The 22,230-nt window shown below is 56.1% G+C and carries 23 protein-coding genes; 4 read left to right on the top strand and 19 right to left on the bottom strand.

Features of this window, described 5'->3' with window-relative positions; all coding sequences use genetic code 11:
- Position 1: 1 nt before the first annotated feature.
- From OGV79_RS03115 to OGV79_RS03030, 18 genes are all read right to left on the bottom strand, one after another.
- Positions 2-355 (bottom strand): DUF2620 domain-containing protein, encoded by a 354-nt coding sequence (locus tag OGV79_RS03115; RefSeq protein WP_047460736.1) that lies wholly within the window; start codon positions 353-355, stop codon positions 2-4.
- Positions 356-365: 10 nt separating this feature from the next.
- Positions 366-1,244 carry a phosphotriesterase-related protein gene (locus OGV79_RS03110; RefSeq protein WP_012135485.1) on the bottom strand — a complete coding sequence of 293 codons (879 nt, stop codon included), beginning with the start codon at positions 1,242-1,244 and terminating at the stop codon, positions 366-368.
- On the bottom strand, positions 1,241-2,467 hold the full coding sequence (locus tag OGV79_RS03105) for a phosphopentomutase (RefSeq protein WP_286467277.1): 1,227 nt from the start codon (positions 2,465-2,467) through the stop codon (positions 1,241-1,243). The genes OGV79_RS03110 and OGV79_RS03105 overlap by 4 nt, the downstream gene beginning before the upstream one ends.
- Complete coding sequence (locus OGV79_RS03100; RefSeq protein ID WP_286467275.1) at positions 2,467-3,630, bottom strand: YhfX family PLP-dependent enzyme; 1,164 nt, start codon at positions 3,628-3,630, stop codon at positions 2,467-2,469. The genes OGV79_RS03105 and OGV79_RS03100 overlap by 1 nt, the downstream gene beginning before the upstream one ends.
- Positions 3,631-3,714: 84 nt before the next feature.
- Positions 3,715-4,077: a PRD domain-containing protein gene (locus OGV79_RS03095; protein WP_200024226.1), complete on the bottom strand. Its 363-nt coding sequence runs from the start codon at positions 4,075-4,077 to the stop codon at positions 3,715-3,717.
- A 20-nt stretch (positions 4,078-4,097) separates the two neighbouring features.
- Positions 4,098-5,003, bottom strand: a complete 906-nt coding sequence (yhfZ, locus tag OGV79_RS03090; protein WP_024131011.1) for a GntR family transcriptional regulator YhfZ — start codon at positions 5,001-5,003, stop codon at positions 4,098-4,100.
- Positions 5,004-5,239: 236 nt separating this feature from the next.
- The gene (trpS, locus tag OGV79_RS03085) at positions 5,240-6,244 is read right to left on the bottom strand and encodes a tryptophan--tRNA ligase (protein ID WP_012135491.1); all 1,005 of its coding nucleotides are present in this window, start codon (positions 6,242-6,244) and stop codon (positions 5,240-5,242) included.
- The gene (gph, locus tag OGV79_RS03080) at positions 6,237-6,995 is read right to left on the bottom strand and encodes a phosphoglycolate phosphatase (RefSeq protein WP_012135492.1); all 759 of its coding nucleotides are present in this window, start codon (positions 6,993-6,995) and stop codon (positions 6,237-6,239) included. Before gph ends, trpS begins: the two co-directional genes overlap by 8 nt.
- Positions 6,988-7,665 (bottom strand): ribulose-phosphate 3-epimerase, encoded by a 678-nt coding sequence (rpe, locus tag OGV79_RS03075; RefSeq protein WP_012135493.1) that lies wholly within the window; start codon positions 7,663-7,665, stop codon positions 6,988-6,990. Before rpe ends, gph begins: the two co-directional genes overlap by 8 nt.
- A gap of 17 nt (positions 7,666-7,682) precedes the next feature.
- Entirely contained in the window at positions 7,683-8,519 is an 837-nt protein-coding gene (gene dam / locus OGV79_RS03070; protein WP_012135494.1) for an adenine-specific DNA-methyltransferase, read from the bottom strand.
- Positions 8,520-8,591: 72 nt separating this feature from the next.
- Positions 8,592-9,884 (bottom strand): cell division protein DamX, encoded by a 1,293-nt coding sequence (damX, locus tag OGV79_RS03065; protein ID WP_047460719.1) that lies wholly within the window; start codon positions 9,882-9,884, stop codon positions 8,592-8,594.
- Positions 9,885-9,980: 96 nt separating this feature from the next.
- The gene (gene aroB / locus OGV79_RS03060; protein ID WP_012135497.1) at positions 9,981-11,069 is read right to left on the bottom strand and encodes a 3-dehydroquinate synthase; all 1,089 of its coding nucleotides are present in this window, start codon (positions 11,067-11,069) and stop codon (positions 9,981-9,983) included.
- A gap of 58 nt (positions 11,070-11,127) precedes the next feature.
- Positions 11,128-11,649 (bottom strand): shikimate kinase AroK, encoded by a 522-nt coding sequence (gene aroK / locus OGV79_RS03055; RefSeq protein ID WP_012135498.1) that lies wholly within the window; start codon positions 11,647-11,649, stop codon positions 11,128-11,130.
- Positions 11,650-11,957: 308 nt separating this feature from the next.
- A complete protein-coding gene (gene hofQ / locus OGV79_RS03050; protein WP_049008094.1) occupies positions 11,958-13,196 on the bottom strand; it encodes a DNA uptake porin HofQ in 1,239 nt (412 codons plus the stop codon).
- Positions 13,108-13,509 carry a DUF2531 family protein gene (locus OGV79_RS03045; RefSeq protein ID WP_012135501.1) on the bottom strand — a complete coding sequence of 134 codons (402 nt, stop codon included), beginning with the start codon at positions 13,507-13,509 and terminating at the stop codon, positions 13,108-13,110. Before OGV79_RS03045 ends, hofQ begins: the two co-directional genes overlap by 89 nt.
- A complete protein-coding gene (locus OGV79_RS03040) occupies positions 13,502-13,972 on the bottom strand; it encodes a HofO family protein (RefSeq protein WP_200075934.1) in 471 nt (156 codons plus the stop codon). Before OGV79_RS03040 ends, OGV79_RS03045 begins: the two co-directional genes overlap by 8 nt.
- Positions 13,956-14,495, bottom strand: coding sequence for a PilN domain-containing protein (locus tag OGV79_RS03035; protein WP_200075933.1), 540 nt, complete (start codon positions 14,493-14,495; stop codon positions 13,956-13,958). Before OGV79_RS03035 ends, OGV79_RS03040 begins: the two co-directional genes overlap by 17 nt.
- Positions 14,495-15,274, bottom strand: coding sequence for a type IV pilus biogenesis protein PilM (locus tag OGV79_RS03030; RefSeq protein WP_200075932.1), 780 nt, complete (start codon positions 15,272-15,274; stop codon positions 14,495-14,497). Before OGV79_RS03030 ends, OGV79_RS03035 begins: the two co-directional genes overlap by 1 nt.
- 120 nt (positions 15,275-15,394) lie before the next feature.
- Between OGV79_RS03030 and mrcA the strand changes: the two genes are divergently transcribed.
- Positions 15,395-17,947, top strand: coding sequence for a peptidoglycan glycosyltransferase/peptidoglycan DD-transpeptidase MrcA (gene mrcA / locus OGV79_RS03025; protein WP_047460696.1), 2,553 nt, complete (start codon positions 15,395-15,397; stop codon positions 17,945-17,947).
- Positions 17,948-18,040: 93 nt separating this feature from the next.
- Here mrcA and nudE read toward each other — a convergent pair whose 3' ends face one another.
- On the bottom strand, positions 18,041-18,601 hold the full coding sequence (gene nudE, locus OGV79_RS03020; RefSeq protein ID WP_286467250.1) for an ADP compounds hydrolase NudE: 561 nt from the start codon (positions 18,599-18,601) through the stop codon (positions 18,041-18,043).
- 322 nt (positions 18,602-18,923) lie between these two features.
- On the opposite strand from nudE, the gene igaA reads away from it, so the two are divergent.
- The 3 genes from igaA to hslR all read left to right on the top strand — a co-directional run bounded on the left by igaA (position 18,924) and on the right by hslR (position 22,218).
- Complete coding sequence (gene igaA, locus OGV79_RS03015) at positions 18,924-21,056, top strand: intracellular growth attenuator protein IgaA (RefSeq protein ID WP_286467241.1); 2,133 nt, start codon at positions 18,924-18,926, stop codon at positions 21,054-21,056.
- Between the two features lie 81 nt (positions 21,057-21,137).
- A complete protein-coding gene (gene yrfG / locus OGV79_RS03010) occupies positions 21,138-21,806 on the top strand; it encodes a GMP/IMP nucleotidase (protein WP_012135508.1) in 669 nt (222 codons plus the stop codon).
- Positions 21,807-21,816: 10 nt separating this feature from the next.
- Positions 21,817-22,218, top strand: coding sequence for a ribosome-associated heat shock protein Hsp15 (hslR, locus tag OGV79_RS03005; protein ID WP_286467234.1), 402 nt, complete (start codon positions 21,817-21,819; stop codon positions 22,216-22,218).
- Positions 22,219-22,230: the final 12 nt, after the last annotated feature.

The raw sequence follows: 22,230 nt of genomic DNA, 5'->3' as shown, positions 1-22,230 counted from the left end.
TTTATTTCAAGTGGTTAACCAGCATGGGAATCGCATGCTCAACATGTTCGACAGAGAGGCCAAACGCCACTTTCCCTTCCGCGACCATCTTTGCGATATGCTCGTCTTTCGCTTTAATACCCGGCTTAGCGATGGTGCAGCTTTTGTTGTAGCCAATCACCGCAATCGCTATCGACAACGCCGCGCCAGCGCCGGTATTACACGCGCCGATGTAATAATCCAGTTGCCCGGACTTCACTTTCATCGCCGCGTCCATATCGTTGTGAATGGACACGTCAAAGCAGCCGGGCGCCACGGTCTCGATGGTTTTTTTAATCTGCTCACGCTGTAAGCCAGCAACACCAATCTTTTTCATCTTTCTGTCCTTATTGGAAAAATTGTGAGGGGTTATCACGCAACATCGTGTCCACATCGGCCTGACTGAATCCTGACTGGCGCAGCTGTGGGATAAAGGTGGTTAACAGGTAGTCGTAGCCATTGCCGCCATTGGCTTTTAGATGGGAGCGGCGGGTAATATCCATCGAAAGCATCACGCGGTTGAGCAAACCACGCTGGCGCAGCGCATTCAGCATGTCGATGCGCTTTTCATCCGGGTAGTAGTTGTTTTTGCCGATGGTGTCGAACTGCACGTACGCGCCGAGATCGATCATCTGCAAAATGCCGTCAAGGTTATCTTTCAGATCGCAATGACCAATCACCACGCGGGAGAGATCGACGCCCTGCGCCTGCAACAAGGCCAGTTGCTCCAGCCCCATAGTACTGAACGAGGTATGGGTGGAAATGGGGCGTCCGGTTTCATTGTGGGCGCGCGCAGCGGCGATAAACACCTTCTCTTCCAGCGGCGTAATCACCCCTTCACTGGAGCCGATTTCCGCAATAATTCCGGCTTTCAGCGTCGTGTTATCAATACCGATGACAATTTCATCGATCATCTCCTGCGCAAGCTGCTCCACGCTGCGGGTCGCGACATGCTCAGGGAAAAATGCGTCCTGGTAGTAACCCGTACAGGCCACCACGTTTATCCCGCTATCCCGCATCAAATCGAGCATGAATTGCGGGTTGCGCCCCATATAGCGGTTAGTCATTTCAATGATGTTGCGCACGCCCAACGCCCGCAGATCTTTCATCTCCTGACAAATGAGATCGTACTGATCTAACCGGCAGTCGAGGTTATTCTTGAACCCGGAGAGATCGATGTGCAGATGCTCATGGGCCCAGGTGTAGCCTGACGTATCAAAATTCATACGGCGTCTCCTGTGAGCTGTAATGACGAAAAGAAAGAGGTGCCGTTTTGTGGCGCGGGCGCGCCAAAGAACTCACAGACCGTCGCGCCCACATCCGACAGCGTGGCGCGAAGGCCTAACTGAACAGGCTTCAGCCCCTGCCGGTAGACCAGAATCGGCACTCTTTCACGGGTATGGTGACTGTGACCTATCGTTGGATCGTTGCCGTGGTCGGCCATCACCAGCAGACAATCATCGGGTGTCATCTCGCTTGTCAGCCGCGCAAGATTACGGTCAACCACCTGCAAACGTTCCGCATAACGTGCGACATCCTGGGCGTGCCCCGCCAGATCGGTTTCCTGGATGTTGGTGCAGATAAACGCGTGCCGGGCGGCACTGAATTCATCGCGCGTGATATCCATGATGCGCTGGCTGTCCACCAGGTTTTGCCAGCTACGTCCGTGAGGGTTCGCCACGATATCCGCCACTTTGCCGATCAGCACGGTCGGCACGCCAACCTCATGCAGTTTTTGCGGCACCTGAACCCGTTCATCCACGCCATAGCCCATATGAACAACCTGAAAACCGCTTTCATATGCGCCGGATCGCGGCGCATTGATGCCAATAAAACGCCCCTCTTTCGCTTCTGCGGCGTCCAGAATCCGCTGGCTGTCGTGAAGCGTGCCGCCGAATGCAATGACGCGCCCCACCTGCGCGTGTTCACGCACAATGCGGCCAATCTTCAGCACCTCGTCAAAGGCGATGGCGGAAAGGTTGGCGGTAATGTTGTAAACCTGCCCTAAATCCGCTTCGAGGTTATCGCCTATCGCCACCGACTCATTGACCCACAGGAACGCCAGTTCGCCGCCACGTCGCTCTACCTGCCAGCCCGCTGCCTTCAGCGCCAGCTCAACGCGATCAATCACCTCGCTAAACGGCATACGCAGCGGCGCCTGCGGACGCGTGCCTAAAATCTCCTGATGCCCCATGAAGGTATCCCCTCCTTCATGCTGCAATTCCGCGATCCCCCACGCTGCCGATGCCGAGGGAGCCATAACGCCTGGCGCATAGCCCAGCGCGTTAATCAACCCCAGTTTCTCCAGCGTCGGCAGATGTAGCTGCGGGAGCTGACGCAGAATATGTCCGCAGGTATTCGCCCCGACATCCTGCAGGCGAACCTCCGCCACATCCTTCATTGCGCCGACGCCGAAGCTATCAATCACCAGCACCACAAAACGAGCCATTACGCCTCCAGTACGTTTCCGAGACTGTCATAACGGGCGACGATTTCCGCCGCGCCGCGCTGAATGCCAGACACCAGCACCACATCACTGCGCGTCACAAAAATTTGGGTACGAAAACAGAGCACCACGGCGCTGCTCACCGGAAACGTCCCTGCAAGCGGCAGGTAGTAGTCGATACTGCTGTCATCGACGGGTTCCAGCGTCGTCTTCGCGGGAACGTCGTTTTCCGGCGTAAAAACGAGCGCGTTGCGCGCATGTCCCCGGCGGTAATAGCCGCCGCCATAGCAGTAGCTGTTGCCACGAAAATGGTGCGAAATTTCACTCAGCCAGAGCATCGCAATGCGTTCAGGCTGATCGCCTTGCTGATTCGACGGAATGGTGCCGGTCAGCGCATGGCCCGGTTCGGCATGGGTGACGCCATACCGCGCCAACAGCGGCAAAGACGCGCAACTGGTTGCAGAGGGCGCATTAAGCTGCTCAATGGCAATCTCCCGCTCTTCCAGTTGCTGCCTCGCCTTGACCAGGGAATGCAGATTGGGCGTCGGCCTGGTCTCGCCTGATGCGTCATCCCACAGCAGGCAGGGGAAATGCGTTAACCCCGTGACATGGAGCCCCGGCAGACGGCGAATGTCATTCACAGCGTCATCAAGGCGCGCCAGCGGGAAGCCGCTCTCCTGCCCCGGATAAAGAAAATCCTGCTCGCCGTAAATCTTCAGCATTACCGCCTGCACGCGCCCGGCCTTCACCGCCGCCGCCGACACTTCACGCGCCTTCTCCAGCGAAAAGAGCGTAATAATGTCCGTCCCTTGCTCCACCGCTTCGTCAATCTGCCGGGAGGGGATCTGCACTAAATGCCCCTGATGCGCCACCGGCAATCCGGCGCGACGCATGACCCTGGCCTCTTTGTAATCCACCGTGACAATTCCGGCATATCCCAGCGCCAGCAGCTTTTCCGCCAGCCAGGGATTGCGACCAAGCTGTTTTGTCATCAGATACAGCGTGATACCGTATTGATGGGCCGTATCAACCAGGTGCTTCCCGTTTTCCAGCACCTGATCAACATCAATCACCCAGCTGTCCGGGACGATCCTTCCCTGCTGCCAGAGTCGGATCGCGGCGGTAATCAGCGCCGGATTCTGGCGTTTCAATGCGTGTATAAACATCTTTGTGCCTCGGTTTCTAATCCCTGAATTAAATATTCATTTTTTTGAATATTTAAGGTGTGGTACGTTGATGTACGGTGTTCCTCACGACGCTTCGTGCGCCACCATCCACAGCCCATATAGATTTGCCAACAAATAACCTTCCTCATTGGCATGAAGCGAAACCGTAAACTCCGCCAGCAGCGCCTGGTGCGCCAACAAAATCGCGGGCCAGTGGGGAGATTGCGTCAGTTCCGCCAGCAACTCGTGATCCAGCGCGTCAATCACCTCTCCCCGACGACTGCGCATTAACGCGCTGGCCATGTGGGTTATCGCCATCGTTCCCTGCTCGGTATGCACCGGCAGCTTCCACTCCTCGTCCAGTCGTCTGACGACCTGCAACATGCCATGGCAAATATCTTCGTCGATAACCCCTGCGTCACACAGCAGGCTGAGTCTGTTTTCCATTTACAATGCCTTTGATTAACTTAGTAACTGGGTTCCTGTTCACCGCTGACCACACGTTGCTGATGGGCGAGCAGCGCCTGTTTGTCCACCACGGCGCGCAGCAGTTGCTGCATCGGGTAATCGTCCGACCGGGTCAGCACCACGGCTTCGGTGGCCTGCAAGAATCGAGGATCGCGGGTGAGCGGCGTCGCTTCTAACCCCAGCAATGCCAGCTCCGCTTCCGCCACCACATTCCAGATCACCGCATCCACATCACCTTTCACAATGCGCTGAAGACTTTCGTGATAAGAGAGGTCTATCAGCTCCACATCACTTTTGCCGAAACAGGCTTCAGTCATGATTTTCTGATCTGCCGAACGGTTATCCAGCCCCACTCGCTTCACCCGGTCGGATTCGCCTTTACGGCAGATCAACTGGTGCTCGCCGACATAGGTGTGTGGCCCCAGTTCCAGCGCGATGCGCAACCCGTTTTGCGCCAGGTAGCTCTCTGCGGCCAGACGCGACACCACGGCCATGTCGTAGACGCCATTCAGCAGGCACTCAACCCGGATGTCCGCCCCACGCATGTGTGCGTAATAAAATGGAATCCCTTCAAACTGCGCTTTCAGCCCGCTCGCCAGCCCTTCATACAGACGGGTGTACGGCAGCGGCATCGCGCAAACAACGTTGCTGATGTCCACATGCGACAGCAACGTTTTGTTATCCATCTCCACCAGGAAGCTGCCGTTGCGCCCACGACGCTCAATACGGATCGCCCCGGAAGACTCCAGCGTTTTTAATGCGGCCTGCGTTAACCCCACTGATGAGTGGCATTCATTAGCCAGTTCATCTATCGTTTTCAAACGGTTACCGCATTTCTCACCAAGCAGGTAGCGGGCCAGGGTCGTCAGCACGACCCCCTCTTTTTTGATAAATGTTCGACGCATCATAAATTTTCAGTAAAGTGAATATTTATATATTCATTAAAATGAAGATATCGCGCAATGACGATGTGCGTAAACGGCGAGACGCCTCACAGTTTTTCGTCACGGATACGCAGAGAGACAAAAAAACCGGGAAATCCCCGGTTTTTTAATGTGTGGTGTCGCATCACTGTAGGCCTCGCCGTGTTTACGCCGGGTGGCGGCGTAAACGTCTTATCTGGCCTACGGCGCGGTGCGCATTACGGCTTGGCGACAAAGCCAATCGCTTCGTAGACCGCTTTCAGCGTTTCGGAAGCACGGGCGCTGGCTTTTTCCGCCCCTTCTTTCATCACTTTCTGCAAGAAGGCTTCGTCGCTGCGGAAGCGATGATAACGCTCCTGCAACTCGGTCAGCATACCGGAAACGGCTTCAGCCACTTCACCTTTCAGATGACCATACATCTTGCCTTCGAAATGCTGCTCCAGCTCAGGGATGCTCTGGCCAGTTACGGCGGAGAGGATATCCAGCAGGTTAGACACACCCGCTTTATTCTGGATGTCGTAGCGCACTACCGGCGGCTCATCGGAATCCGTCACCGCACGTTTGATTTTTTTCACCACCGATTTCGGGTCTTCCAGCAGGCCGATGACGTTGTTACGGTTATCGTCCGACTTGGACATCTTTTTGGTCGGTTCCAGCAGTGACATCACGCGCGCGCCGGATTTTGGAATAAACGGCTCAGGAACGTTAAAGATATCGCCATACAGCGCGTTAAAACGCTGCGCGATGTCGCGGCTCAATTCCAGATGCTGTTTCTGATCTTCACCCACCGGCACCTGATTCGTTTGATACAGCAAAATGTCTGCCGCCATCAGAACCGGGTAATCAAACAGACCGGCGTTGATGTTCTCGGCATAGCGCGCGGATTTGTCTTTGAACTGGGTCATCCGGCTCAGTTCGCCGAAATAGGTGTAGCAGTTCAGCGCCCAGCCCAGCTGCGCGTGCTCCGGCACATGGGACTGAACAAAGATGGTGCTTTTCTCAGGATCGATACCACACGCCAGGTAGAGCGCCAGCGTATCCAGCGTCGCCTTACGCAGCTGCTGTGCATCCTGACGCACGGTGATCGCATGCTGGTCAACGATGCAGTAAATGCAATGATAGTCATCCTGCATGTTCACCCACTGACGCAGCGCACCCATATAGTTGCCAATGGTCAATTCACCTGAGGGCTGTGCGCCACTAAAAACGATGGGCTTAGTCATTTTTCGATTCCTGATTTTCGCTATGCGGAAGCCCGAGAGCGGGCAGAAGGTCATTAATAGTGTCGTAAATCACATCCGGCTGGCTAAGAGCGATTGATTCGCCATAGTTGTAGCCGTACGTGAGGCCGACCGACGGGCAGCCAGCCGCTTTTGCAGCCTGAATGTCGTTACGCGAATCGCCCACAAAGAGCATCTGTTCAGGCGCGACGCCCATCCGCTTTGCCACCAGCAGCAGCGGATCGGGATGCGGCTTTTTGTTCTGCACATCGTCGCCGCCAATAACCACGCTGAAGTATTTGGCGATATCCAGCGCTTCAAGCAGCGGCGCCACAAACGGCGTCGGCTTATTGGTCACCAGTCCAAGCGGCAGCCCTTTGGCATGCAGCGCGCCCAGCGTATCGGCTACGTGCGGGAACAGGAACGTCCCTTCTTCCGCCACATCGCCATAGTAGCGGTCGAACAGCTTACGCAAAATACGCACCTGCTCCTCGGCGGGGATCTCATCATCAACAGGCGGTTTGCCCATTGTTTTACGTAACGTAGCGCGTTCCTGTCGAGCCCAGGCGAGCGCACGCTCCATCAATACATCCGCGCCGTTACCAATCCAGGTAATTACGCGATCTTCGCCAGCGGTAGGCAGTTCCAGCGCGTATAACGCCATATCTACCGCAGCGGCTAATCCCGGCGCGCTGTCAACCAGCGTGCCGTCGAGGTCAAAGGCGACACCCCGAATATCCTGCAATTTATCCATGACTTACCTTTGCCAGTTCACTGCGCATTTCATCAATGACTTTTTTGTAGTCTGGTTGGTCGAAAATCGCGGAGCCTGCCACAAACATGTCTGCGCCCGCCGCGGCGATTTCGCCGATGTTGTTCACCTTGACGCCGCCGTCCACTTCCAGGCGAATGTCATAACCTGACTCATCAATACGACGGCGCACCTCACGCAGCTTCTCCAGCGTGTGCGGAATAAAAGACTGGCCGCCAAAACCCGGGTTGACGGACATCAGCAGGATCACATCCAGCTTATCCATCACGTAATCCAGATAACTCAGCGGCGTGGCCGGGTTAAACACCAGACCCGCTTTACAGCCGTTTTCTTTAATCAGCTGCAAGGTACGATCGACATGCTCGGAGGCTTCGGGATGAAACGTAATGATGCTGGCGCCCGCTGCGGCGAAATCCGGCACGATGCGGTCAACCGGCTTCACCATCAAATGCACGTCGATGGGGGCGGTAATACCGTATTTGCGCAGGGATTTCAGCACCATCGGGCCGATGGTCAGGTTCGGCACATAGTGGTTGTCCATGACGTCAAAATGCACGACATCCGCACCAGCAGCCAGCACTTTCGCGGTGTCCTCACCCAGGCGGGCAAAATCAGCCGACAGAATTGAGGGGGCAATCAAATACTGTTTCATCCGCTTCTCCTTGAGAATTATTTTTTCGCAGGCGTTACGACTCCTGGTTGGTACAGAGCCAGCAGTTCGTCCACCTTTTTACGTGTGCCGCCATTGCTGCTTATACTGCGACGCACTTTGACCTGAAAATGTTTCGCCGCTTTGTACCACTCGCGGGTATCGGGCGTGTCATGGTTCGAAATTAACACCGGGATCCGCTTGCTGACCAGCTTTTCTGCCATCTCCGCCAGGCGCGCCTGCTCTTTTGGGCTGAAGCTATTGGTATGATAAGCGGTGAAATTCGCCGTCGCAGAAAGCGGTGCGTAAGGCGGATCGCAATAGACCACAGAATTGCTATCAGCACGATCCATACACTCTTCATACGAAAGGCAATGAAACTCTGCATTCTGCGCTTTTTTGGCAAAATGGTACAACTCCGTTTCCGGGAAGTAGGGCTTTTTGTAACGGCCAAACGGCACGTTAAACTCCCCACGCAAGTTATAGCGGCACAGGCCATTGTAACCATAGCGGTTCAGGTATAAGAACAGGACCGCCCGACGGAACGGCTCCCGGCTCGTATTGAACTCTTCACGGAGTTGATAGTAAACCTCGGCCTGATTCGTCTCAGGCGTAAACAGCTCGCGGGAAGCCCGCACATACTCTTCAGTACGCGACTTCACGATGTTATAGAGGCTGATAAGGTCACTATTAATATCGGCAAGAATATAACGAGAAAAGTCGGTGTTAAGAAACACCGACCCGGCACCCACAAAGGGTTCAACCAGACATTCACCTTTCGGTAAATGCCGTTTGATGTCATCAAGCAGGGGGTATTTCCCCCCTGCCCACTTCAGAAAAGCGCGATTCTTTTTCATGCTGACTAACTAATTACACCTTCTCCGGCTGTGGAGAAAGCTCCGACAGCATCCTGCGCTTTAACATGACTATTACTTCAGATCGGCCTGCACCTGATGCAACGGTTTTGCCCACGGGTTTTTCGCCTGCACATCGGCTGGCAACGTAGACACCGCACGTTTGGCATCATCTTTAGACGCATACACACCCGTTACCAGAACATACCACGGCTGGCCGTTACGCGTCGTCTGATACACCACATAGTTTTTCAGGTTTTCTTTCTTCGCCCAACCGTTCAGGTTGTCGTAGTTAGAAGAACTGCTGAGTTGCAGGGTGTAATGGCTGGAAGGCGCAGACTTCAGTGAACCCACGTTACCTGTGCTTTTCGTACCAGCCGCACTGCCGGCTGCCGCTGTGGTTTGCGCTGGCGCTGCGGTTTGTGCAGGCGCAGTGCTGGCGGTGGCTTTCGGCGCGGTCGTTGCCGCTGGCGCGGAAGTTGCTGGCGCTTTCGTCGTCGCGACCGGCGCGGCAGGTTCGCTACGTTTCGGCTGCGTGGTCGGCTTCGGTTCCGCTGGCGTCGCTTTCGCGGTGGTCTGCGGTTTCTTCGGCTCAATCACAACCTGCTTACGTTCCGGGCGCGTAGTGGCCTGACGCTCGCCCGATTGCGTCGTCGCCGTCTGACGCGGCGCATTGCCGTTGCGGATTGGCGCAACGGTGGCTGGTTCCGTCGGCAGCGTGGAGTTCGCCACCACATTGTTAACCTGTTCCTGACCCTGCGGCTGGGTCAGCGCATTGTTCAGATCGCCCTGAACTTCCACACGCTGCTGGCCTTCGGTCGCGGCAGGCGCCTGACCCTGCGTTGGCGTTGAGGCGATCGGCGGCAGAGAAACATCCTGCTGCGTGTTTCCGGCGGTCTGTTCAGCGTCTGGCGCAGGCTGCGTGGCGCTCGCCTGATCGGTCGCGTTATTGCCGGAAAGATCGATGTTCTTCTCGGCAGACGCCGTTTGATCGCTGGAAGAGGAGGGTGAAGGGGCTTTCAGCGCGGAACCAATACCGATGATCAGCAGCAGCAACACCAGAACGCCGACACCCATCATGATGTACTGACGGGAAGCGGGTTTGCTGGCGGCTTTCTTACGTTTGCGGGGACGACGCTCTACGCGCTCTTCATCCACTGCATCATCGGATTCATAATCGTCTTCGCTGTACTGCTCTTCCTCACGCGCCTTTCGCGCACGCCCTGGACGACGATCGTCCGTATCCAGGTCGACGTCATCGAAATTGATCTGTGGATCATTATCGCGTTCAGAAGATTGACGAGTACGACCAGTACGACGATCGCTGGGATCGGGTTTCAGCTCGTCTTCTGGTTTGAATTCATCCATTTAACACCCCACTCAAAGGTTAATGCTTACGACGTTGCAGTTAACCTGAATTTAAATGACCAATACCGTGCAGTATCAGTCCGACCTTTCTTGTTGTTACGCCTGCTGACAGTCAGCAATAGCGCTGAGAACGATTTCGTGCGGCACTCCGCCGCGTACTTCACTTTTCCCTATCGCCAGCGGGAGCACTAAGCGCATCTCGCCCGCCAGGACTTTCTTATCGCGCAGCATGTGTGGCAAATACGCCTGAGCAGACATCTCACGCGGCCCGTGAACAGGCAGACCTGCGCGCTGGAGCAGCGTAATAATGCGTTGCGTATCCGCAGCGCTAAACTGACCGAGACGCTCTGACGTGCGCGCCGCCATCACCATACCAGCGGCGACGGCTTCACCGTGTAACCAATTGCCATAACCCATTTCAGCTTCAATGGCATGACCAAAGGTATGTCCCAGATTCAGTAAAGCACGTAAGCCCGTTTCGCGCTCGTCTGCTGCGACAACTTCGGCTTTCAGCTCACAACAACGGCGGATACAGTACGCCATTGCCGGACCTTCCAGACGTAATAACGCGTCCAGATTGTCCTCAAGCCAGGTGAAAAATTCACCGTCAAGAATGATGCCGTATTTGATCACTTCCGCCAGACCCGATGCCAGCTCACGCGCAGGAAGCGTTTTCAGACAGTCGAGATCCACCACCACAGAAGCAGGCTGGTAGAACGCGCCGATCATGTTCTTGCCGAGGGGATGGTTTACAGCGGTTTTCCCGCCTACGGAGGAGTCGACCTGCGACAGCAATGTCGTCGGGACCTGGATAAAGCGCACGCCACGCTGATAGCTGGCGGCGGCGAAACCGGTAAGGTCGCCAATCACGCCGCCGCCGAGGGCAACCAGCGTGGTATCGCGACCGTGCGGTTTTTGCAGTAACGCGGTGAAAACCGTATCAAGTACCGTCAGGCTTTTATACTTTTCGCCATCGGGCAGGGTAACGCTATCTACGTTAACCCCCGCCTGTTCAAGTACGCTACGGATCTTATCAAGGTAAAGGGGAGCCAGGGTTTCGTTGGTCACCAACATAACCTGATCGCCCGATTTCAGCGGTAAGAATGAAGCTGGTTCGTTAAACAAACCAGCCGCGATGGTGATAGGGTAACTACGTTCCCCGAGAGTAACTGTAATCCTCTCCATGACGCGACATCCACCTTAGTTACTTGTACCCGCTTACCGAGTATGTATTAAGCCAGAATCAGTTGCTTTCCAGCATATGAATAATCTGGTTTGCCACGACCTTAGCGCTCTGATCGTCGGTACGAATGGTCACGTCGGCAATCTCTTCATACAGAGGATTGCGTTCGTTGGCCAACGCTTCCAGAACTTCACGAGGCGGAGCTTCTACCTGCAACAGCGGGCGTTTCTTGTCGCGCTGCGTACGCGCAAGTTGTTTTTCGATTGTCGTTTCAAGATACACCACGACGCCACGCGCGGAGAGACGGTTACGCGTTTCACGTGATTTTACAGAGCCACCGCCGGTTGCCAGCACAATACCCTGTTTTTCCGTCAACTCGTTGATGACTTTTTCTTCGCGATCACGGAAGCCGTCTTCACCTTCTACATCGAAGACCCAGCCCACATCAGCTCCGGTTCGTTTCTCAATCTCTTGATCAGAATCGTAAAATTCCATATTGAGTTGTTGAGCTAACTGGCGCCCAATAGTGCTTTTTCCGGCACCCATAGGCCCAACCAGAAAGATATTGCGTTTCTCTGCCATTTTTTCGGTACTACTAAGACAATTCGTTAATGATAAACCCGCGTCGCAGACACCTTGCGCAGCAGGACATGAACTGAAACCTCATAAGATATTGCGAGAGTCAGACTGAAAATTATCTCAATACTCCAACGGGTTTGGCAACTGAATAAATTACCAAGACATATTGTAGACAACCCCGGAGGCAGCGTCGCCGGATAGCGACGAGAAGAACCAACTCTCAAATCGGTACTCCTTGTATGCTAAATACACCCCCACGTCAAATCCCTGAAACGTGTTCAGTGCAAAAACAGCGCGATTTCAGGCATAAATTATTCTGCCGCAACCAGTCTGGGGGTAATGAACACCACCAGTTCGCGCCGCTCGTTCTCTTTTCCATCATGGCTGAAAAGGGAACCAAGCCAGGGGATATCGCCTAACAGCGGGACGCTATCTTTAGCGGATTTGTTCTTGCGCGAAAAGATGCCGCCCAGCGCCAGCGTTTCGCCGCTTTTAACCTCGACCTGCGTGTCGATCTCCTGCTTATCGATCGCCAGCACTTCGCCATCCGCCTGCTGTAGCACCTGACCGGGAACGTTCTGGCTGATGTGAAGCTTCAGACGAATGCGCCCCTTCGGCAAAACGGTGGGCGTCACCTCCATCCCCAGCACCGCTTCTTTAAACTCCACGGACGTCGCCCCGCTCTCGCCGCTGGAGACCTGATACGGGATTTCGCTCCCCTGCTTAATACTGGCAGGTTGCAGGTGCGAAGCCAGCAGTCGTGGGCTGGCGATAATATCAAGTTGCTGCTTCTGCTCCAGGGCGGAAAGCTCAAGATCCAACAAGCGACCGTTGATGCGCCCGATGTTAAACCCGACGCGAGACGTGGCGGCCGCGACGGACAGATCGCTGGCAAGCGACGTCACCTGCCCTGGCGACCCGGCCTGTTGCGCGTCCGCCAGCGTCCACTTTACCCCCAGCTCACGCAGGCTTTTTTCATTTATGGTGACGATATGCGCCGCCAGTTCAACCTGCTCAACGGGGAGATCCATTTGCGCCGCCCACTTTTCCAGCGCCGCCAGCGCGGCGTTGTTATCCCGAAGCAATAACCGGTTGGTGCGCTTATCTACCGTCATACTGCCTTTGGCGCTCAGCAGTTTTTCTCCCGCTTTTGCCAGTTCGGAGGCATCGGCATATTGCAGAGAAATACTGCGATCCTCCAGCGGTAAGTTAGCCCGAAGCCTTGCCTGCTCAGCCTCCTGCCGCGCGGCGTTTTCGTTTTGCCAGTGAACCGAGTGAACATGCAGAATATTCCCCTCCTGGCGCAGCACCAGCCCGGCGCTTTTTATGACCGTCTGCACCGCCTGCTTCCACGGCACATCCGTCAGACTCAGCGACAGCGAACCGCTGACGTCAGGCGAGACCACCAGATTCTTCTTCTCCTGCGCGGCAAGCGCCTGCAATACCTGAACAACAGGAACATCATCCACCACCAGCGTCACGTTTTGCGCTTTCCCCGCCTGTACGGCGGGCATCACGGCGATCAACGCTGCGGCTATCCATCGCTTCATTCACTTCTCCTTGTCGTTGCCACCGCCACTGTGACGGTTCACAGCCTTTACCGGTCTCAAGCGTTATGCTGTCTGCCGTCAGTCGGGAAATCGTCCAGCCGTTCTCCAGCACCTGATATTGTTCGACGCGCCGCCACTTCTGCTGGCTGTCTTTGAGAATGCCAGTCAGGCGCTCTCCCTGACTCACCACGCCCTGGTAACGCCACATCGGCAGTTCAGCGATCCGGCATCGGTCCTCCGGCGGTTTGAAGGGGTCGCGCATTCCGGTCAGCATCAGCAGGCAGCTACAGACCAACAGCCAGCGCTTAGTCATCAGTCAGCCGCTCCAGCTGTAGCGTCAACAGCAGTTCCGTCTCCTGCGGAACAAGCGAAAAGCGGTTGATGCGCATGCCACGCTCCGCCAGCCGACTGAACAGTTGCGGAACCGCCTCCCAGGTGGATGACAGCGCCAGCTCGCCTCCCTGCGCGGAAGGCTGCCAGTGAAGAAGGCGTACCGGAGAGCGCTGAAAATCCAGAGGGGAAAAAGGCACGCGCTTGCTGGCCGACGCTAAACGAGACATATCCATTGATGCGGCGATCTGACGCAGGCTTCGCCACTGCCGGTCGATAGCCGCCCGCTGTTGCGCCAGCGCCGTTCGTTGCTGCTCCTGTTGCTGCGCGCCCGAAGAAAACGTACATAAACACGCCAGTAATCCCAGCCCCAGGCTCCAGCCTAACCAGCAGAAGAGGCGGGTTCGCGGCAATAACCCGCACCAGAGGTCAAAAAGCGCGACCATCTGCGAGGCTCCTTTTTAACGGGTAATGAAATTGCCAGCGTCCCTGCGCATCCTGCTGCGTTGCCCCACTCCCGGCTAACGGGAAATCAGGATGACGACGCAGCGCGGTTTCCAGCGTGTTTAACGCGAGAAATGTCGTCGCGTATCCCTCAAGTTCCAGCGTTCCCTGCTGCCAGGATAACCGGGTTAGCCACACCTGCCCGGGCAACAGCGCCGCCATCCCTTCCAGCACGCTCTGCCAGCGCCGCGTCTGCTCATATTCCGTTTGCCGCTGCAACGCTTGCTGCCACGCGGTCTGCCGCTGCTGTAAGCGGGGTTGGATCGCCAGTAGCGCGGCGGCGCGCTCTTTCTCTGCGATCGGCCACTGTGCATCCGCCCGCTTTTGCGCCGTGAGCGTAACCTCATGGATGCACGCCAGCGCGATGGTCAGCAGCAGTGAACCGCTGAACATGACGCTCCAGAATCGCAGACATTCGCGCCGCCGGGACTGACGCCAGGGCAAAAAGTTGACCGGATGACTCATCAGCGCGGCGCCCCCATTGCTAATCCCAGCGCGATGGCAAAGGTATGGCCTTCCGGCGGAACGGGAGGCTGGCGAATGGCAACCGCGCACCAGGGTTCGAAGCCGCCCGCGCCGCACACCGTCAGACTTTCCGGCGCAATGGACAACGTCGCGGCAAGACTGTCGGCGCAGGCCGCCTCTTGTAGCAGTTTTCGTCCCCACGCATAGCGCGTCGCCCACAGCCACTGTTCTTCGTCACGCCAGGCCAGACACTGCTGGTGCGCCAGCAGATAAGGAATAAAGCGCTGTAATGCGCAGGCATCCGGCGTAATCGCCGTCACCTGCATTTTCAGTTTTTGCGCCAGCGTTAATAAGGTCGCCACCTCCTTGCTTTGGGCGGCGGTCACGTTAAATGCCGGAGTCAGGGTATCTTCGCGATAGTCAAAGCGCAGGGCGTCAGGGGGCATATCCAGCTCACGCGCCATCGCGCCGGTCAGCCACGCCGTTTGTTCACGTTCGCGCAGCGCCATTTCCGGGCGCGGGACATGCTTTTGCAGCGTCCGGCTGGCAGGGAAAGAGAGATAAATATGATGCCGGTGAGGAAGCGAACGACGCCACGGAAGCAGCGCATCGACGAGCTGTTCAGGCTCGCGAAGATGCCCGTCAACGAAGGTACGTTCCGCCAGCGGCACCCGCCACCAGCGTTGTAAAGACCAGCCTGACGCGCCGCGAACCACGGCGACAGCCAGCGCCTCATGCTGCTGAATATGAAGGCCAATTTGCCAGAACCTGAAAGCCATTGCTTATGATCTCCTTATCAATGGTCGCTCTTACGGGTATATCAATGCGTCTGGCTTGCCTTTATACTACCGCGCGTTTGTTTATAAACTGCCCAAATGACACTAAATGGGAAATCTCCAGTGAAGTTCGTAAAGTATTTATTGATCCTTGCAGTATGTTGCATCCTGCTGGGAGCAGGCTCGATTTATGGCCTCTACCGCTATATCGAGCCGCAACTACCTGACGTCGCGACCTTAAAAGACGTGCGTTTGCAGATTCCGATGCAGGTTTACAGCGCGGATGGCGAGCTGATCGCGCAGTATGGCGAGAAACGTCGTATCCCGGTCACGCTTGACCAGATGCCGCCGGAAATGGTTAAAGCCTTTATCGCTACGGAAGACAGCCGCTTTTACGAGCATCATGGCGTCGATCCGGTAGGGATCTTCCGTGCGGCCAGCGTCGCGCTGTTCTCAGGCCATGCCTCACAGGGGGCAAGTACCATCACCCAGCAGCTGGCGAGAAACTTCTTCCTGAGCCCGGAACGCACGCTGATGCGTAAAATTAAGGAAGCGTTCCTGGCAATCCGCATTGAGCAGATGCTGAGCAAAGATGAGATCCTCGAACTTTACCTGAACAAGATCTACCTCGGCTACCGTGCCTACGGCGTCGGCGCGGCGGCGCAGGTCTATTTCGGTAAGACGGTCGATCAGCTCACCCTGAGCGAAATGGCGGTGATTGCCGGTCTGCCGAAAGCCCCTTCCACATTTAACCCGCTCTACTCGATGGATCGGGCGACGGCGCGTCGTAACGTGGTGCTGTCTCGTATGTTGAGCGAAGGCTACATCACCCAGGCGCAGTACGATCAGGCGCGCGGCGAAGCGATTGACGCCAATTACCATGCGCCGGAAATCGCGTTCTCAGCGCCGTATCTGTCGGAAATGGTGCGCCAGGAAATGTACAGCCGTTATGGCGAAAGCGCCTATGAAGACGGGTATCGCATTTACACCACGATCACCCGCAAAGTTCAGCAGGCGGCGCAGCAAGCCGTGCGTAACAACGTGCTGGACTACGACATGCGCCACGGCTATCGCGGGCCGTCGAACGTGCTGTGGAAAGTAGGCGAAACCGCCTGGGACAACAAAAAAATCACCGACACGCTGAAAGCCCTGCCAACCTACGGGCCGTTGCTGCCTGCCGTCATTACCGGCGCGAATCCGCAGGAAGCCACCGCGATGCTCGCTGATGGCACCTCCGTGTCGCTGCGGATGGAAGGCGTACGCTGGGCGCGCCCTTACCGTTCGGATACCCAACAGGGCCCGACGCCGCGTAAAGTGACCGACGCCGTACAGACAGGCCAACAAATCTGGGTTCGCCAGATGGGTGATGCCTGGTGGCTGGCGCAAGTCCCGGATGTGAACTCGGCGCTGGTTTCCATCAACCCGCAAAACGGCGCGGTTCTGGCGCTGGTCGGCGGTTTTGACTTTAACCAGAGTAAATTCAACCGCGCCACGCAGGCGCTGCGTCAGGTCGGGTCGAACATCAAACCGTTCCTCTATACCGCCGCGATGGATAAAGGTCTGACGCTGGCGAGTATGCTGAACGACGTGCCGATTTCCCGCTGGGACGCAGGCGCCGGTTCCGACTGGCGGCCAAAAAACTCCCCGCCGCAGTATGCCGGGCCAATCCGCTTACGTCAGGGTCTGGGTCAGTCGAAAAACGTGGTGATGGTGCGGGCGATGCGCGCGATGGGCGTGGATTACGCCGCAGAGTATCTGCAACGCTTCGGTTTCCCGGCGCAGAACATCGTGCATACCGAATCGCTGGCGCTGGGCTCCGCGTCCTTCACCCCGATGCAGGTGGCGCGCGGTTATGCGGTAATGTCTAACGGCGGCTTCCTGGTAGACCCGTATTTCATCAGCAAGATAGAGACCGACCAGGGCGGCGTGATCTTCGAAGCGAAGCCGAAAATCGCCTGCCCGGATTGCGATATCCCGGTCATTTACGGTGATACCCAAAAATCCAACGTGCTGGAAAACAATAACGTTGAAGATGTCGCCATCTCTCAGGAGCAGCAAAACGCCACCGTGCCGATGCCAAAACTGGAGCAGGCTAACCAGGCGTTAGTGGCGCAAAGCGGAATGCAGGAATATGCTCCACATGTGATCAACACGCCGCTGGCCTTCCTGATTAAGAGCGCGCTGAACAGCAACATCTTCGGCGAACCCGGCTGGATGGGCACCGGCTGGCGCGCGGGCCGCGACCTGCAACGTCATGATATCGGCGGAAAAACCGGGACCACCAACAGCTCGAAAGATGCCTGGTTCTCCGGTTACGGCCCGGGCGTGGTGACTTCCGTGTGGATCGGCTTTGACGATCATCGTCGCGATCTGGGGCGCACTACCGCGTCCGGGGCGATCAAAGACCAGATTTCTGGTTACGAAGGCGGCGCGAAAAGTGCGCAACCCGCATGGGATGCTTACATGAAAGCCGTGCTGGAAGGGGTTCCTGAAGAGCCGCTGACGCCGCCTCCGGGCATCGTGACGATCAATATCGACAGAAGCACCGGGCAACTGGCAAACGGCGGTAACAGCCGCGCGGAATACTTTATCGAAGGCACTCAGCCAACGCAGCAGGCGGTGCATGAGGTGGGCACCACCATTATCGATAACGGTGAGACACACGAACTGTTTTGATCTTTTGCCGGATGGCGACGCCTGAGACGTCTTATCCGGCCTACGTTTTGTTGTAGGCCAGGTAAAACGTCAGCCGCCATCCGGCAATATAAATTACAACCGCCCCTGCCCCTTCAGCCACTCACGGACCAGGAACAGCGCGCTGACGTTTCGCGCTTCACTGAAATCCGGTTCTTCCAGCAGATCCATTAAATGCGCCAGCGGCCAGCGCACCTGCGGCAGCGGTTCCGGCTCGTCGCCTTCCAGTGATTCAGGATAGAGGTCTTCCGCTATCACAATGTTCATTTTGCTGGAAAAATAGGACGGCGCCATGCTGAGCTTTTTGAGGAACGTCAGATCGTTCGCGCCAAACCCAACTTCTTCTTTCAGTTCCCGGTTCGCCGCTTCAAAAACGGTTTCGCCAGGGTCGATCAACCCTTTGGAGAACCCCAGCTCATAAGACTCCGTGCCCACGGCATATTCACGGATCAGAATCAGGTGATCGTCTACGATCGGCACAATCATTACCGCTTCACGAGTGGACGGACGCATACGCTCATAGACGCGGCGCACGCCGTTGCTGAATTCGAGATCCACACTTTCGACGTTAAACAGCCGGGATTTCGCGACAGTTTCAACTTTCAAAATGGTGGGTTTTTGTAATGATTTGCTCATCGTGAGAATCTATGCAGTGAAATCTGGTGTCATTGTGCGATATACAGCACGGTTTCGGCAATGTGAATTGCCGTTTATTTACATTTATGTAACGTAGTAAAAATTAATTCCCATTTAAAATTAAAAGTCAATAGGTTGAAATAACTCCAGGAATTTGCTGATATTCCGCTTTTGGTGGGTTTGCTATGATCCGCGTTCACTGGGATGCGCGTAAAAATGCTCAAGTTCAACTCCACGCTTGCCGATAGCCAACCACAGCATCACATTTATTCGACAGGGTGCGACTGACCACGCCTGACAGACTTAGTAAGATGGGGAAAGCATGAGCACCATTTTGATTTTCTTAGCTGCTTTGCTGGCCTGCTCTCTACTGGCAGGATGGCTACTCAGAGTAAGAGCCAGGCGGCAGAATCTGCCCTGGATCAGCGCCTTTTCAGACGCCGCGACGCGCAAGCTAACGCCGGAAGAGCGCAGTGCGGTTGAAAACTATCTCGACAACCTCAGTCAGATTCAGCAGGTGCCGGGGCCGACAGGCGCCAGCACCGCTCCCGTGTCGTTAACGCTGAATGCCCAGAGTAATAACGTCATTATTCTGACCCATTCCATTACGCGTTATGGCATCACGACCGACGATCCCAATAAATGGCGATATTACCTTGATTCCGTTGAGGTTCATTTGCCGCCGTTCTGGGAACAGTACATCAATGACGAAAATAACGTTGAGCTGATCCATACCGATACGCTTCCTTTGGTCATCTCGCTTAACGGCCACACGTTGCAGGAGTACATGCAGGAGACGCGCGGCTATGCGCTACAGCATACCTCCTCCACCCAGGCGTCGATTCGTGGCGAAGAGAGCGAGCAAATTGAACTGCTGAACATTCGTCAGAAAACTCACGAAGAGTATGCGCTCAGCCGCCCTGCGGGGCTGCGCGAAGCATCGCTGATTGTGGCCTCATTCCTGCTGTTCTTCTGTTGCTTAATTACGCCGGATGTCTTCGTGCCGTGGATTGCGGGTGGCGCAATTCTGCTGCTCGCCGCAGGTCTCTGGGGGCTGTTCGCTCCGCCATCTAAAACCTCGCTGCGGGAGATTCACTGCCTGCGGGGAACCCCGCGTCGCTGGGGGCTGTTTGGCGAAAACGATCAGGAGCAGATCAACAATATTTCGCTGGGGATTATTGACCTGATTTACCCTGCCCACTGGCAACCCTATATCGCACAGGATCTCGGGCAGCAAACGGATATTGATATCTATCTGGATCGCCACGTCGCGCGGCAAGGGCGTTTTCTCTCCCTGCATGACGAGGTGAAAAATTTCCCGTTGCAACACTGGCTGCGTAGCGCCGTTATTGCGGGCGGATCGCTGCTGGTGCTGTTTATGCTGCTCTTTTGGATCCCGCTGGATATGCCGATCAAATTCACTTTGTCGTGGATGAAAGGCGCGCAAACCATTGAGGCCACCAGCGTTAAGCAGCTCCACGACGCCGGAGTTCGCGTGGGCGATACGCTGCATCTGAGCGGCAAAGGCATGTGTAATATCCATCAGTCTGGTAGCTGGACTGCGCAGCCGAACTCCCCTTTTATGCCGTTTGATTGCTCGCAAATCATCTGGAATGACGCGCGGACGCTGCCGCTGCCCGAGTCCGATCTCGTCAACAAAGCCACAGCGCTGACCCAGGCCATCAACCGCCAGCTGCACCCGAAGCCGGAAGATGACTCCCGCGTTAGCGCGTCGCTACGTTCGGCGATTCAAAAGTCCGGGATGGTATTGCTGGATGATTTCGGCGACATCGTATTAAAGACCGCCGATCTGTGCGCCGCCGAAGACGAATGCGGGCGCCTGAAAAACGCGCTGGTGAACCTCGGCAACAGCAAAAACTGGGCCGCGCTGGTCAAACGCGCGAATGCGGGCAAACTTGACGGCGTGAACGTTCTGCTGCGCCCTGTCAGCGCGGAGTCGCTCGATAACCTGGTGACGACCTCAACCGCGCCGTTTATCTCCCGTGAAACCGCGCGCGCCGCACAGGCGCTTAACAGCCCCGCGCCGGGCGGCTTCCTGATTATCAGCGATGAAGGCAGCGATCTGGTTGATCAGCCGTGGCCGTCGATGTCCCTGTACGATTACCCCGCGCAGGAACAGTGGGGCGCATTCCAGCGCCTGGCGCAGATGTTAATGCAAACACCGTTTAGCGCCGAAGGGATCGTCACCCGTGTCTACACCGACGCCAACGGCACGCAGCACATCGGTCTGCACCGCATCCCGGATCGTTCCGGTTTATGGCGCTACCTTGGCACGACGTTGCTGATGCTCACCATGCTGGGCTGCGCCGCTTACAACGGCATTCAGGCGTTCAGACGTTATCAGCGTAACCGCACCCGTATGGCGGAAATTCAGGAATATTATGAAAACTGCCTGAATCCAAAGCTGATCGCCTCCCCGGAAAGCCTCATCTGACAGCTCACGGTATGCTACCCTGTAGCGCATATCCGGCAAAAGCCGCCAGGATTTGGCGGCAATCTCATCTGGAGAATTCCCATGCATATTGATATTGCCTGGCAGGACGTCGATACCGTTTTGCTGGACATGGACGGCACGCTGCTCGATCTGGCATTCGATAACTATTTCTGGCAGAAACTGGTGCCGGAAACCTATGGCGCACAGCAGGGAATCACAGCACAGGAAGCCCAGGACTATATTCGCCAGCAGTATCATGCCGTGCAGCATACGCTAAACTGGTACTGTCTTGATTACTGGAGCGAGCGGCTGGGTCTGGACATTTGCGCTATGACGACGGCACAGGGGCCGCGCGCCGTGCTGCGCGAAGATACCGTGCCGTTTCTGGATGCGTTAAAAGCCCGCGGTAAACGCCGCATTCTGCTGACCAACGCGCACCCGCATAACCTGGCGGTGAAGCTGGAACATACCGGTCTGGCATCACACCTTGATTTATTACTTTCCACCCACACATTTGGTTATCCCAAAGAGGATCAGCGGTTATGGCACGCAGTGGCTGAAGAAACGGGAATAAGCGCAGAGAAAACGCTGTTTATCGACGACAGCGAACCGATTCTCGACGCCGCCGCCCAATTCGGCATTCGTTACTGCCTCGGCGTGACCAATCCCGACTCCGGCATTGCAGAAAAGCAGTATGCACGCCATCCGTCGTTGAATGATTACCGCCGACTGATCCCCTCACTGATGTGAAGGAGACGCCATGAAAGAAAAGCCCTCTATTGAGGTCCGACTGGATAAATGGCTGTGGGCCGCACGCTTTTATAAAACCCGTGCATTGGCCCGCGAAATGGTTGAAGGCGGTAAGGTGCACTATAACGGGCAGCGCAGCAAGCCGGGCAAGATTGTCGAGCTGAATGCGACGCTGACCCTGCGCCAGGGCAACGACGAGCGGACTGTAATCATTAAAGGCATTACCGAGCAGCGCCGTCCGGCGAGCGAAGCCGTTACGCTGTATGAAGAAACAGCGGAGAGCATGGAAAAACGCGAAAAAATGGCGCAGGCACGCAAACTTAACGCATTAACCATGCCGCACCCGGACAGGCGACCGGATAAAAAAGAGCGCCGCGACCTGTTACGATTTAAACACGGCGACAGTGAGTGACTGTCACCCGCA

Source organism: Citrobacter sp. CK185 (assembly GCF_030333565.1).
Classification (GTDB): domain Bacteria; phylum Pseudomonadota; class Gammaproteobacteria; order Enterobacterales; family Enterobacteriaceae; genus Citrobacter_B; species Citrobacter_B koseri.
Note: the sequence above shows the minus strand (reverse complement) of the source record. Positions and strands in the feature narration are given on the sequence as shown.

What these genes read in the sequence shown, in the direction of transcription:
- nudE (WP_286467250.1), bottom strand. Translation starts at nt 18,601, where the DNA reads ATGAGCAAATCATTACAAAAACCCACCATTTTGAAAGTTGAAACTGTC.
- trpS (WP_012135491.1), bottom strand. Translation starts at nt 6,244, where the DNA reads ATGACTAAGCCCATCGTTTTTAGTGGCGCACAGCCCTCAGGTGAATTG.
- yhfZ (WP_024131011.1), bottom strand. Translation starts at nt 5,003, where the DNA reads ATGCGTCGAACATTTATCAAAAAAGAGGGGGTCGTGCTGACGACCCTG.
- OGV79_RS03040 (WP_200075934.1), bottom strand. Translation starts at nt 13,972, where the DNA reads ATGGTCGCGCTTTTTGACCTCTGGTGCGGGTTATTGCCGCGAACCCGC.
- aroK (WP_012135498.1), bottom strand. Translation starts at nt 11,649, where the DNA reads ATGGCAGAGAAACGCAATATCTTTCTGGTTGGGCCTATGGGTGCCGGA.
- yrfG (WP_012135508.1), top strand. Translation starts at nt 21,138, where the DNA reads ATGCATATTGATATTGCCTGGCAGGACGTCGATACCGTTTTGCTGGAC.
- OGV79_RS03100 (WP_286467275.1), bottom strand. Translation starts at nt 3,630, where the DNA reads ATGTTTATACACGCATTGAAACGCCAGAATCCGGCGCTGATTACCGCC.
- igaA (WP_286467241.1), top strand. Translation starts at nt 18,924, where the DNA reads ATGAGCACCATTTTGATTTTCTTAGCTGCTTTGCTGGCCTGCTCTCTA.
- damX (WP_047460719.1), bottom strand. Translation starts at nt 9,884, where the DNA reads ATGGATGAATTCAAACCAGAAGACGAGCTGAAACCCGATCCCAGCGAT.
- OGV79_RS03030 (WP_200075932.1), bottom strand. Translation starts at nt 15,274, where the DNA reads ATGGCTTTCAGGTTCTGGCAAATTGGCCTTCATATTCAGCAGCATGAG.
- OGV79_RS03035 (WP_200075933.1), bottom strand. Translation starts at nt 14,495, where the DNA reads ATGAGTCATCCGGTCAACTTTTTGCCCTGGCGTCAGTCCCGGCGGCGC.
- gph (WP_012135492.1), bottom strand. Translation starts at nt 6,995, where the DNA reads ATGGATAAATTGCAGGATATTCGGGGTGTCGCCTTTGACCTCGACGGC.
- OGV79_RS03110 (WP_012135485.1), bottom strand. Translation starts at nt 1,244, where the DNA reads ATGAATTTTGATACGTCAGGCTACACCTGGGCCCATGAGCATCTGCAC.
- rpe (WP_012135493.1), bottom strand. Translation starts at nt 7,665, where the DNA reads ATGAAACAGTATTTGATTGCCCCCTCAATTCTGTCGGCTGATTTTGCC.
- hofQ (WP_049008094.1), bottom strand. Translation starts at nt 13,196, where the DNA reads ATGAAGCGATGGATAGCCGCAGCGTTGATCGCCGTGATGCCCGCCGTA.
- OGV79_RS03095 (WP_200024226.1), bottom strand. Translation starts at nt 4,077, where the DNA reads ATGGAAAACAGACTCAGCCTGCTGTGTGACGCAGGGGTTATCGACGAA.
- hslR (WP_286467234.1), top strand. Translation starts at nt 21,817, where the DNA reads ATGAAAGAAAAGCCCTCTATTGAGGTCCGACTGGATAAATGGCTGTGG.
- OGV79_RS03045 (WP_012135501.1), bottom strand. Translation starts at nt 13,509, where the DNA reads ATGACTAAGCGCTGGCTGTTGGTCTGTAGCTGCCTGCTGATGCTGACC.
- dam (WP_012135494.1), bottom strand. Translation starts at nt 8,519, where the DNA reads ATGAAAAAGAATCGCGCTTTTCTGAAGTGGGCAGGGGGGAAATACCCC.
- OGV79_RS03105 (WP_286467277.1), bottom strand. Translation starts at nt 2,467, where the DNA reads ATGGCTCGTTTTGTGGTGCTGGTGATTGATAGCTTCGGCGTCGGCGCA.
- aroB (WP_012135497.1), bottom strand. Translation starts at nt 11,069, where the DNA reads ATGGAGAGGATTACAGTTACTCTCGGGGAACGTAGTTACCCTATCACC.
- OGV79_RS03115 (WP_047460736.1), bottom strand. Translation starts at nt 355, where the DNA reads ATGAAAAAGATTGGTGTTGCTGGCTTACAGCGTGAGCAGATTAAAAAA.